Source organism: Paraburkholderia sp. CNPSo 3274 (assembly GCF_024206475.1).
In the GTDB taxonomy this organism is placed as follows: Bacteria; Pseudomonadota; Gammaproteobacteria; order Burkholderiales; family Burkholderiaceae; genus Paraburkholderia.
Genome location: NZ_JAMBPR010000004.1, coordinates 1 through 15594 on the forward strand (window position 1 = coordinate 1; position 15594 = coordinate 15594).

15 protein-coding genes and 1 pseudogene are annotated in these 15594 nt (G+C 65.9%); 4 read left to right on the top strand and 12 right to left on the bottom strand.

Going from position 1 to position 15594, the window contains the following annotated elements; genetic code table 11:
* Positions 1–178 (top strand): annotated as a pseudogene (locus M3I54_RS03385) (IS256 family transposase); the annotation flags it as partial.
* Between the two features lie 470 nt (positions 179–648).
* Here the strand turns inward: M3I54_RS03385 and M3I54_RS03390 are convergent.
* The 10 genes from M3I54_RS03390 to M3I54_RS03435 form a co-directional block, all read right to left on the bottom strand.
* The gene (locus tag M3I54_RS03390) at positions 649–975 is read right to left on the bottom strand and encodes a DUF4148 domain-containing protein (RefSeq protein ID WP_201697350.1); all 327 of its coding nucleotides are present in this window, start codon (positions 973–975) and stop codon (positions 649–651) included.
* A 209-nt stretch (positions 976–1184) separates the two neighbouring features.
* Positions 1185–2594 carry an NADP-dependent phosphogluconate dehydrogenase gene (gndA, locus tag M3I54_RS03395; protein ID WP_254333031.1) on the bottom strand — a complete coding sequence of 470 codons (1410 nt, stop codon included), beginning with the start codon at positions 2592–2594 and terminating at the stop codon, positions 1185–1187.
* A 120-nt stretch (positions 2595–2714) separates the two neighbouring features.
* Positions 2715–3329, bottom strand: coding sequence for a DUF938 domain-containing protein (locus M3I54_RS03400; RefSeq protein WP_254333033.1), 615 nt, complete (start codon positions 3327–3329; stop codon positions 2715–2717).
* A gap of 36 nt (positions 3330–3365) precedes the next feature.
* Positions 3366–3983 carry a pyridoxamine 5'-phosphate oxidase family protein gene (locus M3I54_RS03405; RefSeq protein ID WP_254333035.1) on the bottom strand — a complete coding sequence of 206 codons (618 nt, stop codon included), beginning with the start codon at positions 3981–3983 and terminating at the stop codon, positions 3366–3368.
* Positions 3984–4012: 29 nt separating this feature from the next.
* Complete coding sequence (locus M3I54_RS03410) at positions 4013–4879, bottom strand: NAD-dependent protein deacetylase (protein WP_254333037.1); 867 nt, start codon at positions 4877–4879, stop codon at positions 4013–4015.
* Positions 4880–4900: 21 nt separating this feature from the next.
* Complete coding sequence (locus M3I54_RS03415; protein ID WP_254333039.1) at positions 4901–5167, bottom strand: oxidoreductase-like domain-containing protein; 267 nt, start codon at positions 5165–5167, stop codon at positions 4901–4903.
* An 86-nt stretch (positions 5168–5253) separates the two neighbouring features.
* A complete protein-coding gene (locus tag M3I54_RS03420; protein ID WP_254333041.1) occupies positions 5254–6018 on the bottom strand; it encodes an SDR family oxidoreductase in 765 nt (254 codons plus the stop codon).
* A 27-nt stretch (positions 6019–6045) separates the two neighbouring features.
* Positions 6046–6987, bottom strand: a complete 942-nt coding sequence (locus M3I54_RS03425; RefSeq protein ID WP_254333319.1) for a transporter substrate-binding domain-containing protein — start codon at positions 6985–6987, stop codon at positions 6046–6048.
* Between the two features lie 190 nt (positions 6988–7177).
* Positions 7178–8071: a LysR family transcriptional regulator gene (locus M3I54_RS03430; protein WP_254333321.1), complete on the bottom strand. Its 894-nt coding sequence runs from the start codon at positions 8069–8071 to the stop codon at positions 7178–7180.
* Positions 8072–8183: 112 nt separating this feature from the next.
* Positions 8184–9593, bottom strand: coding sequence for a DUF2252 domain-containing protein (locus M3I54_RS03435; protein ID WP_254333043.1), 1410 nt, complete (start codon positions 9591–9593; stop codon positions 8184–8186).
* A 259-nt stretch (positions 9594–9852) separates the two neighbouring features.
* Between M3I54_RS03435 and gltS the strand changes: the two genes are divergently transcribed.
* The 3 genes from gltS (at position 9853) to M3I54_RS03450 (ending at position 12942) form a co-directional block, all read left to right on the top strand.
* A complete protein-coding gene (gltS, locus tag M3I54_RS03440) occupies positions 9853–11067 on the top strand; it encodes a sodium/glutamate symporter (protein WP_254333045.1) in 1215 nt (404 codons plus the stop codon).
* 83 nt (positions 11068–11150) lie between these two features.
* Complete coding sequence (locus tag M3I54_RS03445; protein ID WP_254333048.1) at positions 11151–11771, top strand: LysE family translocator; 621 nt, start codon at positions 11151–11153, stop codon at positions 11769–11771.
* 193 nt (positions 11772–11964) lie between these two features.
* Positions 11965–12942 (top strand): 2-dehydropantoate 2-reductase, encoded by a 978-nt coding sequence (locus M3I54_RS03450; RefSeq protein WP_254333050.1) that lies wholly within the window; start codon positions 11965–11967, stop codon positions 12940–12942.
* A 133-nt stretch (positions 12943–13075) separates the two neighbouring features.
* Here M3I54_RS03450 and M3I54_RS03455 read toward each other — a convergent pair whose 3' ends face one another.
* On the bottom strand, positions 13076–14212 hold the full coding sequence (locus M3I54_RS03455) for a LysR family transcriptional regulator (protein ID WP_254333323.1): 1137 nt from the start codon (positions 14210–14212) through the stop codon (positions 13076–13078).
* A gap of 22 nt (positions 14213–14234) precedes the next feature.
* A complete protein-coding gene (oxlT, locus tag M3I54_RS03460) occupies positions 14235–15590 on the bottom strand; it encodes an oxalate/formate MFS antiporter (protein WP_254333053.1) in 1356 nt (451 codons plus the stop codon).
* Positions 15591–15594: the final 4 nt, after the last annotated feature.

Below are 15594 nucleotides of genomic sequence, written 5' to 3' on the forward strand. Positions count from 1 at the left end.
ACGCAAGATCGTCAAGACGCGTGGGCACTTCCCGACGGACGAGGCCGCGACCAAACTGCTCTGGCTGGCCTTGCGCAATATCACGGCTGACTGGAGCCGTGCCGCGCATGACTGGAAAGCCGCGATGAACCAGTTCGCGATCCTCTACGAGGATCGCTTCACCAGAAATCATTTGTAGAATGCAATTGATGAGCCTGCCAGACGGCAGGCTTTTATCTGCCTTGCACACAAAAATTCAGACACTCCCCCGGCCCGTGCTGGACTGCCTGTTGCAACAACGTACTGCCTACTGCGTACTGCTACTGCACGGCTGCACCTCTCACTGCGCCAGCCAACTTCAACTACCTTCTGCTCTCTCTGCGTACTGCAACAACTCACCTGCGTACTGCGTATTGCAACTGCACACTGCGAACTGCAACTACTACTGCAACCACTCACTGCGTATTGCAACTACGACTTCTACTGCTACCGCTCTCTGCGTACTACGGCTGCAACTTCTGCCGCAACGACTCACTGCGTATTGCAACTGCAACTTCTACTGCAACTCACTACTCACTTCTGCTGCAACTACTGACTACCTACAGCGACAACTCACTACAGGGGGTAGCTTTGCCGGAACCGCCTGAAGCGGTCCCGTTCGGTCAGGGCTTAGTGGCCGAAGTAAATGCGCTGGTTCGGTGCGACTTGCGCCGGTTGCACCGCAGCACCCGACTGCGACGTACCCACTGCCGGTGCGCCGTAACCGCTGGTGTCGCCGGCGGCGAGCTTTTCCTGGGTCACGCGCGCTTGAGCGGCCTGCAGGTTTTCCGGGTAGTTCACATGGTCAGCCGACGGGTTGTAGCCAGCGTGCTCGAGTTGAACCAGTTCCGCGCGCACTTGAGCGCGGGTCAGGCCTTGCTCGCTCGACTGGGCGAACGAAATTGCCGGGATGGCAAGAGCGGCTGCAACGACAACTGCGGGGATAAGCTTGTTCATGATCGGACCTCCATCTGTTTTATGTCCGCTTCGGAACATCTTGTTCGTCAGCGACTGATTACAGTGTAGGCGTCCGGTCACGCTAGGGAAAACCCTAATTTGTCAAAACACCATTGCGATTTTGGTAATAAAAAAAGGTGAGTCCCGAGGACTCACCTTACGATTCCAACAAAGACCGCAACGACAATGCGGCCTTTCGTCTTGCGACCTTACGACCAGTCGGCGTGGAAACTGCCCGGCTTGTCGATGCGCTCGAACGTGTGCGCGCCGAAGAAGTCGCGCTGCGCCTGTACGAGGTTGGCGGGCACGCGCTCCGAGCGGTAGCCGTCGAAGTACGCAACGGCCGACGAGAACGCCGGCACCGGCACGCCCGCGCTCACCGCCTGGATCACCACGTCGCGCAGCGCCGCTTGATAGTTGGCCGCGATGTCACGGAAATAGGGGTCGAGCAGCAGGTTGTCGAGCTGCGGGTTCTTCGCGTAGGCGTCCATGATTTTCTGCAGGAAGCGCGCGCGGATGATGCAGCCCGCGCGGAAGATCTTGGCGATCGTGCCGTACTGGAAGTCCCACTTGTACTCGTCGGAAGCCATGCGCAGTTGCGCGAAGCCTTGCGCGTACGAAATCACTTTCGAGAAGTACAGCGCGCGGCGCACCGACTCGATGAACGCCTTGCGGTCGCCCGAGAACGGCTTCGCGTCCGGGCCCGAGAGCACCTTGCTCGCGGCCACGCGCTGCGTCTTGAGCGACGAAAGCACGCGCGCGAACACGGCTTCGGTGATGAGCGGCAGCGGCGCGCCGAGATCCAGCGCGTTCTGGCTCGTCCATTTGCCGGTGCCCTTTTGCGCGGCGCGGTCGAGAATCACGTCGACGAGATCCTTGCCCGTTTCCTCGTCCTTCTTGCCGAAGATCTTCGAGGTGATCTCGATCAGGTAGCTGTCGAGCTCGCCTTCGTTCCACTCGGTGTAGACCTTGCCCAGTTCCTCGTTCGAGAGGCCAAGCACCTGCTTGAGCACCGCGTAGCTTTCGGCGATCAGCTGCATGTCGCCGTACTCGATGCCGTTGTGCACCATCTTTACGAAATGGCCCGCGCCGTCCGGGCCCATGTAGGCCACGCACGGCTCGCCGTCCGGAGCCTTCGCGGCGATTTCGGTCAGGATCGGCGCAACCAGATCGTAAGCATCGCGCTGGCCGCCCGGCATGATCGACGGCCCCTTGAGCGCGCCTTCCTCACCGCCCGACACGCCCGTGCCGATGAAGTGCAGGCCCGATTTCGCGAGTTCCTGGTTGCGGCGGATGGTATCGGTGAAATGCGTGTTGCCACCGTCGATCAGGATGTCGCCCTTCTCCAGCAGCGGCTTGAGCGCGGCGATGGTGTCGTCAGTGGGCGCGCCGGCCTTTACCATCATCAGAATGCGGCGCGGCTTTTCCAGCGAATCCACGAACTCTTCGAGCGTGTACGCCGGCACGAGCTTGCGATCCGGATACTCGGCGATCAGCTCGTCGGTTCTGGCGCGGCTGCGATTGAACACCGAGACTGCGTGGCCGCGGCTTTCGATGTTGAGCGCCAGATTGCTACCCATCACGGCCAGACCCACCACGCCGATTGGCTGTTTGCTCATGTTGTTTCTCCACTTCATCCATAGACGGCGCCGCAACGGGGCGCCAACCGTGCAAGCATAAGGGAAACATAGAGGCGCTGCGCGAACGCGCGCATGCGCGACGGATGTTTGCCGACCTGCTTAGCGTTTCCTGAACACCAGACTGAAATTATTCGCCGGCATCGCCACGCGCGCTTCGCACTCGAAGCCTTGCGCCTGCGCCAGCGCCTCCACTTCTTCCATGTCGCGCACGCCCCAGGACGGGTCGCGCGCGCGCAAGTCGGCGTCGAAGGCCTCGTTGCTCGGCGCCGTGTGCGCGCCTTCGCGCCGGTACGGCCCGTAGAGCACGAGCGCCCCAGCCGTAGCAATGCGCGCGCCCGCGCCTTTCATGAGCGCCTGTGCCGCTTCCCACGGCGCGATGTGAATCATGTTGATGCAGACGATCGCGTCCACCGCATCGATCGGCCACGGCTCGCGGCGCACGTCGAGATCGAGCGGCGCGCGCAGGTTGGCGAGACCCGAGTGCTCGCGCCAGGCGTCGATCGAGGCGCGGGCGCGCGCGTCGGCGTCGCTCGGCTGCCAGGCGAGGTCGGGAAACGCCGCTGCGAAGTGGACGGCATGCTGGCCAGTGCCGCTCGCGATTTCGAGCACCGTGCCCCGCGCGGGCAGCGCGCCGCGCAGCACCTCCAGGATCGGCGCGGCGTTGCGCTCGGCGGCGGGCGCGCAAAGGCGTTGGGCGGCTTGCGGATCGTTCATCGTCTTGCGGTCTCTCAGCGTTCAGTCGGCGTTCAGTCAGTACAGCGTGGTCTTGATGCGGTCGGCGAGACCGGCTTCGTAAGTCTCGGCGTCGAACGTCTCGCCATATTGCTCCTCATTTACGCGGCGCAGCATCTCGCCCGCGCCCGGCAGGTGCGAGCGTTCGACGTGGCGCGACGGGTCCCACAGCTTCGAGCGCACGATGGCCTTGGAGCAATGGAAGTACACGCTTTCCACGTCGATCACGAGCACCGAGCGCGGCGGCTTGCCATCCACGGCGAAGCTCGCGACGAGCGCGGAGTCGATGCTCACACGGCCACGCCCGTTCACGCGCAGCATCTCGCCCACGCCCGGCACCATGAACAGCAGCCCCACCTGCGACGAGGCGACCACGTTGCGCAGGCTGTCCACGTGATTGTTGCCGGGACGGTCGGGCAAGGCGAGCGTGTGCTCGTCGAGAATGCGCACGAAGCCGGGTGCGTCGCCCCGCGGCGAGCAGTCGAGGCCTTCCGGACTGCCCGTGGCGAGCACGACGAACGGCGAGCTTTCGATGAAGCGCCGGTAATCCGCGTTGACGTGATCGATTTCCTTGCGCAACGCGCGTTCGTGCGGCGTGCCGTAGTGCGCTTCGAGGTCGGCTAGCGTGGTCAGCATGTCGTCGGTTCCGTGAGGTCGTAGGAATGTCAGGGGACGAGGCGGGCGCCCAGCGCGTCGAGCGCGGCGGCGCAGGGGGCTTCGAGTTTGAGTGCGAGGAGCGGGTCGGCGCGCGTCTTGCCCATGTTGATCGCAGCCACGGGTTTGCCGCGCTGCTGCGCCCAGGCGCAGAAGCGGTAGCCCGAGTACACCATGAGCGAGGAGCCGACCACGAGCACGGCGTCGGCCTCGTCGAGCGCGTTCGAGGCGCTCGCCACGCGCTCGCGCGGCACGTTCTCGCCGAAGAACACCACCGAAGGCTTGAGCATGCCGCCGCATGCCGGGCACGCGGGCACGTGGAAGGTGTTGGCGCCGTCGAAGTCGAGATGGGCGTCGCCGTCGGCGGCGGGTTCCGCGCTCGCGCCCGCAATGGCCGGGTTGCGCGCTTCGAGTTCCGGCTGAATCGAGGCGCGCGAATACTGCGCGCCGCAGTCGAGGCAATGCACGTCCGCGATGCTGCCGTGCAGTTCGATCACGTCTCGGCTGCCCGCGCGCTGATGCAGGCCGTCCACGTTCTGCGTGACGAGCGTGCGCGCGTAGCCCGCCGCACCGAGGCGCGCGAGCGCGCGGTGCGCGCAATTGGGCTGCGCGAGACCCACCGTGGGCCAGCCGATCAAGCTGCGCGCCCAGTAGCGTCGCCGCATGCTCTCGGAGCCGAGGAATTCCTGCAGCGTGATGGGCGGCGAGCGCTTCCAGGCGCCGTTCTCGTCGCGGTAACCCGGAATGCCCGAATCCGTGCTGATACCCGCGCCGGTCAGCACGAACAGGCGCGGATGACGCTCGACGAACGCCTGCAGCGCGTCGAGGGCGGCGGCTTCAAGGGCGGGAGCGTTGGGGACGAGGATGGATTCGGTCATGGCGGCAGGCAGCAATGCACTTCAGCGCGAGGGTTTGCCGCGCGACGACGCGGCCGATAGCGAAGCCGGTTTTGCGGCTTGCTTGCGCGGGGCTTTCGCCTGCGCCTGTGCCTGCCGTTCGGCTTCGCGCGCTTCCCACGCGGCCAGCGCGGCGCGGTACCGGCCGAACTCCTCGTCGTACAGATCGAAGATGCAGGGGTCGCAGCCGCTATGGCAGCAGTCGTCGTTATCGGGGCATGCGGGCGGCTGGGGACGCGGATCATCGTCCGGACGCGGGGGCAAAGGCATGGGCGCTCGGGCGTCGTGGTGGTTCAGCGGCCAGTATACGGGACGTGGCCGCCGAGCGTGCGGCAGCGCCCGCCTCGCCTACGCACTCAGCCGCGCCCCACGAACGGCATCTTCGTCGCCATGATCGTCATGAACTGCACGTTCGCTTCGAGCGGCAGTTGCGCCATGTGCAGCAGCGCGTCGGCCACGAGTTCCACGTCCATCAGCGGCTCGACGGCGATCTCGCCGTTCGCCTGCGGCACGCCGCGCGCCATGCGCTCGGCCATCTCGGTCGACGCGTTGCCGATGTCGATCTGCCCGCAGGCGATGTCGTAACGCCTGCCATCGAGCGAAACGGTTTTCGTGAGGCCGGTTATCGCGTGCTTGGTGGCCGTATACGCGGCGCTCAACGGCCGCGGCGCGTGCGCCGAAATCGAGCCGTTGTTGATGATGCGCCCGCCGCGGGGCGTCTGCCGCTTCATGAGCCCGAACGCCTCGCGCGTGCACAGGAAGACGCCCGTGAGATTGGTATCGACCACGGCGCGCCAGTCGTCCACCGAAAGCTCGTCGATGTCCACGGCCGGCGCGTTGCGGCCCGCGTTGTTGAAGAGCAGATCGAGCCGGCCGTAGCGCGTGCGGATCGTCTCGAAGAGCGCCTCGACGGCCGCCGCGTCGGTCACGTCGCAAGGCACAGCCAGCGCCTCTTCGCCGCGCTCGCGAGCCTCGCTGGCGAGCGCTTCGAGCGGCGCGGCCCGGCGGCCCGCCAGCACGACGGCGAAGCCGTTGGCCAGCAGCCGGCGCGCGCACGCGCGGCCAATGCCGCTGCCCGCGCCCGTCACCAGTGCGATTTTGCGTTGTTCCGTATCACTCATCGTTGCCTCTTTCTTTCGGTTGAGCCTTCAATCGAGCGGCTGGTCGTTGGGATTCGCGAAAAGCGCCTTCATCTGGTCCGACATCGGATAGTCGAGGTTCACGCCCGCAGGCGGAATGGGCGACTCGAACCAGCGCCGGTAAAGCGCGAGCGCCTCGCCCGAGCGCTCCATCTTCGCGATGGTGTCGTCGGCAATGCGCTTGAAGGCGGTGTCGCCGCGCCGGAACATGCAGCCGTACACTTCCGACCTTGCCGGGCTGCCGACGATCGCGTAAGCGCGCGCGTCGTTCAGGTTACGCGCGCTTTGCGCGACGGGCGCACCCGGCGTTTCGCCCGCCATGTAGCCGGTCGCGAGCGCGGCGTGCAGCAACGGCTCGTCCATCACGAAGGCAACGGCGCGTCCCGAGCGCACGGCTTCGACGGAGTCGCCGTGAGTCTTCGCGACGACGATGTGCATGTTCATCGCTCGCTCCATGTTCCAGCGGCGCAGCAGGCGCTCTTCCGACGTGCCCGCGGTCGTGACCACCGTACGGCCCGCGAGATCGCCGAAGTCCAGGACCTGCGAGCCACGCTTCACGAGCATGCGCACGCCGTACTCGAAAATGCTGTTGGAGAACGCCACGTCGTTCTCGCGCTCGCGCGTATGCGTCGTGGTGCTGCATTCGATATCGATCGTGCCGTTCTGCACGAGCGTGATGCGGTTCTGCGGCGTGACGACGAGTTCGCGCACGCGCAGCTCGGGAAGCTTGAGCGTTTCGCGCACGTTTTCCACGATGCGCTGGGTAATCTCGTACGAGTAGCCCGTTGCGTGCTCGCCGCCGGCCATATAAGAAAATGGCACGGTGGCCTCGCGCACGCCGATGACGATCGTGCCGGTATCGCGAATCTTGCGCAGCGTGGGGCTTTCCAGTTCATCGGCATGCACCGTGCCTGAAAACGCGCAGGCACACGCGAGCGCGACGTAACGCATGTGACCGCACAGCCTGCTGGCGATACCCAACGCCTTTGACTCGCGCTTCAACCGTGTCTCCCCTGGATCACTGATTCGTTCGCACGAAGCGCGCGCACAGTCGCGCTCCCCTCCTGTGCGCGATTGTACCGGCGGCCCGTGTCGGCTCGCGTGATGCGGCCTTGGCTCCCGTGTCCAGGCGCTCGCGCGCTCACGCCGCGCAAGTAGCGGCAAGGCAGCCGCGCAACACTTCCACGAACGCGTTGCCTGCCTGTGAGTCCATACCGCCTTCGCGCCACATGGCGAACACGCCGACCGTGAGCGCCGGTTCGACGCGCCGGATCGCGACCGGTTCGCCCGCCCCGCGCGCGCTGAGTTCGTCGAGCAGCACACGGCCTATGCCGCGCGCTGCGAGCGCGCGCGCGACGTGCCACGTCTGTGCCTCGACGGCCGCGAGCCGGTCGTCCACGCCTTCGGCTTCGAGCAGGTTGCCGATCGCCTCCCCAAGCGGATCGACATTGCCGATGCTGATCCACTCGCCGTCGACCAGATCGCGCAACGCGAGCGGCGCGTGTTCTGGCGTTGGGTCGTCGGGCGGCGCGACGCAGACCACGGCCGTGCGCGCCAGTTCGACCGCGGCAATGCCCGGCCGCGCGGGCGGATTGAGCGCGACGCCCAGATCGAGTTCGCGCGTGAGCAGCGCGTTGAGCAGCTCCGCGGTATGGCGGGTCTGGATCCTGAGCGACACATCGGGATAGCCCGCGCGAAACGTCTGCACGGCAGCCGGGATCAAACTCATGCCGAGGCTAGGCAGACAGCCGATGCGCAACAGCCCTTGCGGGCGCAGCGCGAGATTGCGCGCGAGATCGCGAATGCTGTCGAGGTTCGATTGCAGCTTCTGCGTTTCGGCGAACAGCAATTCGGCCTCGCGCGTGGGCTGCAGACGGCCGTGCGCGCGGCTGAAGAGCTTGAGGCCCGCGCTGCGCTCCGCATGCGCGAGCACCTTGCTGACCGCGGGCTGCGAAACGCACAGTAGCTCGGCCGCTTTGGAGAGCGAGCCGGTGCGCATGATCGCGTGAAAGACTTCGATATGCCGTAGACGCATGGGGCGCATGCCGGGCATGCGTATGAGGCTCATGCGCGGCGGGATGAAAGAAAAGCGCAAGGATAGCGCGTTCGGCTGAGCGCTTCGCTTGCAGCTTCGACTCAGACCCGGCTCAAACGCGGAAATCTGCGGCCATGTCCTCTTCGCTGCGCGCGACGATCGCGCCGCTGCGCGCGGCCTTGAGGAACACGTCGTAATCGCGCTCCACCTGGTCGGCATAGCTGAACGCGTAGCTCGTGAGCGCTTCCGCGAACTGGTCGCTGCGGCCAATGTACGAAGCGATTTCGATGGCGGCGCTGCCCGACTTCGCATGCGCGCGCGCGAGTGCCCAGCCGCACAAACGCGCATAGCCGCAGAGCAGTGCGCTGTCGAGCAACTGGAGATCGACTGAGAGCTTCATGTCGCGCAACTGGCGCACGTAGAAATGACGCCCGCCGGGCCCCGTGGTCCAGCCAAGGAAGATATCGCTCGCCGCCTGCAGTAGCCGCTGGCCGTGCACGACGCGCGCGCCTTCGTGCTTGATCGAAGGCGCCTTGAAGTACTGCGAAACGACCGAGCGACGCGCCTCTTTCACCTGCAGGAAGAGCGGCTTCTCGTGATGATCGACGAGCAGGATCACGAGACAACGCGTGCCCACGCTGCCCACGCCCACCACCTTGAACACCAGGTCCTGAATCGCGAAGTGATCGAGCAGTTCGCGCCGGTCAGGCGCGAGTGTCTTCGCGTAATCTTCGTACATGGGCTCGATCAGCGTGCGCCAGTCGCCAAGCGTGAACCAGTCGTCTTCGGGTTCGAACAGCGTGTTGACGCCGTGCACGTGAAAGAGCGCGGGCGGGGCGTCGTGAATCGTCCAGTGGTCGCCATCGCGCTCCGCGAGCTTTTCGAGCAGGTTCTCGTGCGTGCGATTCGCGGCCTTCTCCATGCCGCGCCGGATCAGGCGGCGGCCTTCGGGCGTGAGCGCGGTTTCAACCATGCGGTCGAAGGTGATTTTGTCGTACCAGAGATCGAGCGCGCCGTACTCCGCGTATTGGCGCAGGCGGTCGCGATAGCTGGTCACGGCCGTCATCACCAGTTCCTCGGCCATGCCGCGCGAGTAGCGCATGTGCCGCGCCGCCACGACGAAGCTCGCCACGAGGCGCTTCACATCCCACTCCCACGGGCCGGGCGCGACCTCGTCGAAATCGTTGAGATCGAATACGAGCTGGCGCTCGGGCGTGGCGAAGGCGCCGAAGTTCAGCAGATGCCCGTCGCCGCAAATCTCCATCGTCATGCCGGTGTTGGGCACGCCCGCAAGATCGTGCGCCTGGAGGATCGCGCGGCCGCGAAAGAACGTGAAGGGCGAGACGATCATGCGCCCGTAGCGCAGTTGCACGAGGTTCGGCACGCGGCCTTCGCTGCTCGAGCGCAGCAGGGCGAGCGGATCGCGCTTGATGGTGCCGGTTTCCTTGTGGCTCGAACGTTTCGAGCGCTCGCGCGCGGCACGCCCGGCCGCCTCGCGATCAGCAACGGTGCTCCCATTCATGACCTTCTCCGGTTCTTGTACGGTCTCGCGCCATCGTGGCAAACGGGGAAACGCGGGGGATATTCGTCCTGCATGCGCGTCGGCCTTTCGCCCGTGAATGCCTGCCTATTTAAGCGTGGGGCCCCGATTCGTGCAAGCAAAGTGGCCGGAACCGGCGCCTGGCTGCGCACCATGCGCGCAACGCGCAAGCGCCTGGTGTACCGTGCGCAAAAGATGCGCCGCCAGGCTTGCGCCCTCACCGCCCCGCCGGACACCCGCCATGAACGTCAAAGTCTACGGAACGCTCGTCGTCGCATCGCTCGTGCTGCTGGTCGGCCAGTGGCTCGTCGCCGCCGTGCCGATCTTGCGCAAATGGACGATACCCGAACCCGTGGCGGGCGGCATCGTCGCCGCGCTGATCGTGTTCGGCGTGCACAGCTTCGCGCATAGGGACGTGGTCTTCGACACCTCGCTGCAGGCGCCGCTCATGCAAGCGTTCTTCGCCACCATCGGCCTCAATGCGAACCTCGCCAACCTGAAACACGGCGGCCCCGTACTCGTGCGCTTTCTCGCCGTCGTGGTCGCGCTTCTCGCACTGCAAAACACGCTGGGCATCGCGCTCGCCATGGCGTTCGGCGTCGATCCGCTGTACGGGCTGCTGGGCGGCTCGGTGGCGCTCGCGGGCGGCCATGGCACGGGCGCCGCTTGGGGCGCGGTGTTCACCGAGCATCATGGGCTGCAGTCCGCCACCGAAGCGGCCATTGCGTGCGCCACGTTCGGGCTGATCATGGGCGGCATTCTCGGCGGACCCGTTGCGCAGCACCTCATGAAACGCATCGGCGCACAAGCCGGCGACGCGGCGCCTGGCGCCAGCGGCGCAGCAACGCCCGACCCCTATGCATTCGAGGAGCCGAAAGCCGAGCAGCCCACCACACCGGGCGCATTCATCAACACGGTCACGCTCATCGCCATCAGCCTCGCCGGGGGCGAGGTGCTCTCCGGGCTGATCGCCGGCACCGCGTTCGAACTGCCCACCTTCGTGTGCGTGCTGTTCGTCGGCGTGCTGCTCGCCAATGGGCTCTCGCTCCTCGGGCGGCCGGTGGCCGAGCACGCCGTCGCGCTGATCGGCAACGTGAGCCTCGCGCTCTTTCTCGCCATGGCGCTCATGACGCTGCGCCTGTGGGACCTCGCCGCTCTCGCGCTGCCGGTGTTCACGATCCTCGTCGCGCAAACGCTGCTCATGGTGGTCTACGCGATCTTCGTGACGTTCCGCGTGATGGGCGCGAACTACGACGCCGTCGTGCTTTCGGCGGGGCACTGCGGCTTCGGCCTGGGGGCAACGCCCACGGCGATTGCGAACATGCAGGCCGTCACGGCGCGCTTTGGCCATTCCCATCTGGCATTTCTCGTGGTGCCGATGGTGGCCGCGTTCTTTATCGACATTGCCAACGCCATCACCATCAAGCTCTTTCTATTGCTGCCGGTTTTCCATTGAGTGGCAAGGCGGATCGCGCCAGGCGCGCTAGAATGGCGCGATTCACGGCGCGCCGCGCACGGCGCTAACCTTCGAGCGTCATCATGTCCCTCACCGCCTGGCTCTTTTTTCTGCCCGCTTGCTTCGCGCTGAACATGGCGCCGGGGCCGAACAATCTCCTCTCCATCAACGTCGCCGCGCGGCGTGGTTTCCTGCGCGCGTTCCTTGGCGGCACGGGCCGGCTCGTGGCGTTCGCTGCCATGATCGCGCTCGCGGCTGCGGGTCTTGCCGTGGTACTGCGCGCTTCCGAGGCGGTCTTCTTCGTCATCAAGCTTGCGGGAGCCGCTTACCTCGTGTGGCTCGCTGTGCAGCTTTGGCGCAGCGACGCCAACCCCATCGGCGAGAGCATGGATAGCGACGCCTCGCTCGCGCGCCTCGCGTGGCGCGAGTGCCTCGTGGCGGCGGGCAACCCCAAGGCGATTCTCGTTTTCACAGCCTTCCTGCCGCAATTCGTCGATGTCGCCAAGCCCATCGCGCAGCAGTTCGGCGTGCTCGGCGCGAGCTTTCTCGGGCTCGAATGCGTGGCCATCGCGCTCTACTCCCTCGCCGGCATGTACCTCGGCCGTTGGCTCACTCGCACCACCGTGCGCCGCTGGTTCAATCGCACCTGCGGCGCATTTCTCGGCCTGATTGGCGTGAGTTTTCTGCTCGTGCGGCGCGCCTGAATAGCCGCGTCACGCGCCTCTGCATCCATAAGCTTCTCTTGATGATTTTCGCGATAAACTTTAACTGTCGTTAATCGACAGTGCCCCCTATGCTCAAACCATCGTCCGGGGTCGCGGCGAGCGGTCAGCTTTTCCCCAACGCTCGCGAAACCCCCTGCGGACAAGCGGTTTTCAACGTCATTGGGGTTTCAACATGAAGATCTGCATCTTTGGAGCGGGCGCCATTGGAGGCATGATGGGCGTGCAACTCGCGCGCGCAGGCGCCGACGTGAGCTTCGTTGCTCGCGGCCCGCACCTGGCCGCCATGCGCGAGAACGGTGCACGCCTGCTGATGGACGGTGAGGAGTACGTGGCGAAGGTGCGCTGCACGTCCGATCCGCGCGAACTGGGCGCGCAGGACGTCGTCATCATTACACTCAAGGCACATTCGGTGGCGGGCGTGATCGACGCGATGCAGCCGCTCCTCGGCAAGCACACGGCCATCGTCACGGGCACCAACGGCATTCCCTACTGGTACTTCTACCAGCATGGCGGCAAGTTCGCGGGCACGCGGCTCGAAAGCATCGACCCGGACGGCTCGCAATGGAACCGTCTCACGCCCGAGCGTGCGATTGGCTGCGTGCTCTATCCGGCCGCCGAAATCGACGCGCCTGGCGTGATCCGCCACGTGTACGGCAAGAAGTTTCCGATTGGCGAGCCTTCGGGCGAGCGCACGCCGCGCATCGTCCAGCTTCATGAAGCCATGCAGGCCGCCGGGTTCGATGCGCCGATCCGCGAGAACATCCGCGACGAAATCTGGCTCAAGCTGTGGGGCAATCTCTGCTTCAACCCGATCAGCGCACTCACGCATGCCACGCTCGACGTCATCACCAGCGACCCGGCCACGCGCGCCGTGGCGCGCACGATGATGCTCGAGGGCAAGCGTATTGCCGAGCGGTTCGGCGTGAACTTCCGCGTGGACGTGGAGCGCCGCATCGACGGCGCGGGCGCGGTGGGCGCGCACAAGACCTCGATGCTCGTCGATCTCGAAACCGGCCGGCCGATGGAGATCGATCCGCTGATCACCGTCGTGCAGGAAATGGGCAGGCTGGTTGGCGAGCCGACGCCGGCCATCGACACCGTGCTCGCGTTGGTCAAGCAGCGTGAGCGGATGGCAATGCAGCCGGCGTAACGCAGCCGCTGTACGTCATGGCGAGGGGCGGCGCGTGCGCCGTCTTTTTTCTGCGTCGGTTCCGGTGCTGAAAAAACCAAACGGATCGCATCGCGCGATCCGTTTGGTTTTGCAGAAGAGGGACACGCGCGCGCTAGTCGATGCGGGCGTGGGTGCGGGTCACCTGGAGTGGCGATGGCGTATCGGCGCCGCGCAGCGCGACGCGCCTCGGCGCGCCGTTCGAGCCGCGCATCGGCGAGCCATCGATGGACGTTTCCGGCAGCGCTTCGCTATCCGGCGACGAAGCCTCCGGGTCAGCACCCTCCGCGATCGCTCCGTCCGCGATTGGCCCGTCCGGCATAAACTGCGACCACGCCGCCTGAGCACAAGGCCGCAGCGAACGATGGCGACGGCGCACGAGCATTGTCGTCACGTTCACGACGGGATACAGCAAGCGCGTGACGAGCGGCCCTGCGGGCGCGGGCCAGTGACACGTTGCGTGCGCAACGTCGCCCGAGCGATGCGCATGTCCCCCGCGCGCCCCGTCCACGCCCACTGGCAGCACGCCGATGCCCATGCCGAGCTGCGCCATGCGCGCCACGCCCGCCACGTGCGCGAACTCCTGCAGCGGCCTCCCCTCAGGCCGCAGACCGTCCAGCGCACGCATCACCGCGCCGCGGCAGCCCGCATCGCGATTGAGCGTGATGAGCGGTTCGCGCGCGAGGTCGTCCCATCGCAGCGCCCCCTGTAGCGCAAGCGGATGGTGCGCGGGCAAGAGCGCACAAAGCGGTGTAGCCGAGAGCGGCTGCACGTCGAGGTTGCCACTCGCGAACGGCACGGTTTCCGCGATCACGCCGAAGTCGGCCTCGCCCTGCTCGACCGCCTGCAGCACGGCCGCCTGCGGCAAATCCTGCAGTTGCAATGTGAGCGCCGGAAAAGCCGCTGCGCACTGTGCGAGCGCGGCGGGCACCCAGGTCGACGAGAGCACCGGGTTGCTCGCCACGAGCACCACGCCGCTATGCGCCTGGTGCGCGTCGCGGCCCTCGTTGAGCGCCATCTCGATCTCGTCGAGCAAGCGGCCGATGCGCCGCTCGAAGCCGCTGCCCGCGAGCGTGAGCTCGACCTGGCGCGTGGTGCGGTCGAACAGCTTGAGCTCGACCGCTTCTTCCAGTTCGCGCACGCAGCGGCTCACCGCCGACTGCGTGAGCCCGAACTCGCGCGCGGCGCGCGTGAAGCTGCGCGCCCGCGCCACCGCGACGAACACCTTGAGTTGCTGGAGCGATACGTTCATCGACATGGCGGGCCCGCGCGCCTCATTCGCCGCTTTGGTTGGACCAGTGCGGCAACCCTGCGCCCGTATTCGTCGCCAGTGTGACGTTGGGCTCGTTGCTCGCTTCAGTGCTTGCTTCGCTGCTCTGCTCGATCAGACGTTTGCGCATTGGCGCGAGGAAGAACTTGGCGCTCACGCCCGCCGCGATCGTGATGACCGCAGCCGCGATGAACACCGCGCTCCAGCCGCCCGTAGCAGACAGCACCGAGGCCACCGGCACGAGCAGCGCCGCAGTGCCTTTGGCGGTGTACAGGGTGCCGGCATTGGACGCGGCGAACTTGCTGCCGAAGGTGTCCGCGCAGATGGCCGGGAAGATCGAGAAGATCTCGCCCCAGAACAGGAAGATGAGCGCGGCGAAGGTCATGAACGCATACGGGTTCGTGCCGAACTGCATCATGCCGAGCAGCGCGAGCCCTTCGCCCACGAAGATCAGGAACATCGCATTCTCACGCCCGATCTTGTCGGAGATGAAGCCGCACAGCGGACGCGTAAAGCCGTTACAGATGTTGTCGATCGAGAGCGTGAGCGTGAGGAGCGGCAGCGTCATACCGAACACTGTCATCGGAATGCGGGCCAGGCCCCAGTCCTTGGCGATCGGACCGATCTGCGCTGTTGCCATCAAGCCGCCAGCGGCCACCGCGACGAAACAAATGTAGATCACCCAGAACACCGGCTGCTTGACCATCTGCCCCGGCGTGTAGTCGACGCGGGAAACGAGACGGCGGCTATCCATGGCTACGGCGCGCGGCACGGGCTTCACGAGCAGAAACGAGAGCACGAGAATGGACACGCCCTGGAGGACGCCGAAGACGAAGAACGTGTGCTCGTAGCCGGAGCGCGTGATCATGTTCGCAATCGGAATCACCGTCACGGCGGCGCCGGCGCCGAAGCCCGCGGCCGTGAGGCCCGCGGCGAGGCCGCGGCGGTCCGGGAACCACTTGAGCGCGTTACCCACGCAGGTGCCGTACACGCCGCCCGCGCCGATGCCCGCGATCACGGCCGACACGTAGAGCATCGGCAGCGTCGTGACGTAGGAGTTGATCACCCAGGCAAGGCCTGCGCAAACCGCGCCGACCGCCACGACAGGACGCGGGCCGAACTTGTCGACGAGCCAGCCTTCCACCGGCACGAGCCAGGTCTCGGTCAGAATGAAAATCGAGAACGCCAGTTGAATTTCCGCCTGGCCCCAGTGGTGGCGCGAGTTCATCGGTGCGACGAACAGCGTCCATGCGTATTGCAGATTGGCAACGAGCGCCATGCATAGCATGCCCACCACCAGTTGAAACCAGCGGTTCGTCCAAAACGGACCGCTCTCGCTCCTCTGACCGATTGCATTCATATCG

Coding starts and splice junctions, on each gene's coding strand:
- M3I54_RS03390 (WP_201697350.1), bottom strand. CDS start 975: ATGAACAAGCTTATCCCCGCAGTTGTCGTTGCAGCCGCTCTTGCCATC.
- gndA (WP_254333031.1), bottom strand. CDS start 2,594: ATGAGCAAACAGCCAATCGGCGTGGTGGGTCTGGCCGTGATGGGTAGC.
- M3I54_RS03400 (WP_254333033.1), bottom strand. CDS start 3,329: ATGAACGATCCGCAAGCCGCCCAACGCCTTTGCGCGCCCGCCGCCGAG.
- M3I54_RS03405 (WP_254333035.1), bottom strand. CDS start 3,983: ATGCTGACCACGCTAGCCGACCTCGAAGCGCACTACGGCACGCCGCAC.
- M3I54_RS03410 (WP_254333037.1), bottom strand. CDS start 4,879: ATGACCGAATCCATCCTCGTCCCCAACGCTCCCGCCCTTGAAGCCGCC.
- M3I54_RS03415 (WP_254333039.1), bottom strand. CDS start 5,167: ATGCCTTTGCCCCCGCGTCCGGACGATGATCCGCGTCCCCAGCCGCCC.
- M3I54_RS03420 (WP_254333041.1), bottom strand. CDS start 6,018: ATGAGTGATACGGAACAACGCAAAATCGCACTGGTGACGGGCGCGGGC.
- M3I54_RS03425 (WP_254333319.1), bottom strand. CDS start 6,987: ATGCGTTACGTCGCGCTCGCGTGTGCCTGCGCGTTTTCAGGCACGGTG.
- M3I54_RS03430 (WP_254333321.1), bottom strand. CDS start 8,071: ATGCGTCTACGGCATATCGAAGTCTTTCACGCGATCATGCGCACCGGC.
- M3I54_RS03435 (WP_254333043.1), bottom strand. CDS start 9,593: ATGAATGGGAGCACCGTTGCTGATCGCGAGGCGGCCGGGCGTGCCGCG.
- gltS (WP_254333045.1), top strand. CDS start 9,853: ATGAACGTCAAAGTCTACGGAACGCTCGTCGTCGCATCGCTCGTGCTG.
- M3I54_RS03445 (WP_254333048.1), top strand. CDS start 11,151: ATGTCCCTCACCGCCTGGCTCTTTTTTCTGCCCGCTTGCTTCGCGCTG.
- M3I54_RS03450 (WP_254333050.1), top strand. CDS start 11,965: ATGAAGATCTGCATCTTTGGAGCGGGCGCCATTGGAGGCATGATGGGC.
- M3I54_RS03455 (WP_254333323.1), bottom strand. CDS start 14,212: ATGAACGTATCGCTCCAGCAACTCAAGGTGTTCGTCGCGGTGGCGCGG.
- oxlT (WP_254333053.1), bottom strand. CDS start 15,590: ATGAATGCAATCGGTCAGAGGAGCGAGAGCGGTCCGTTTTGGACGAAC.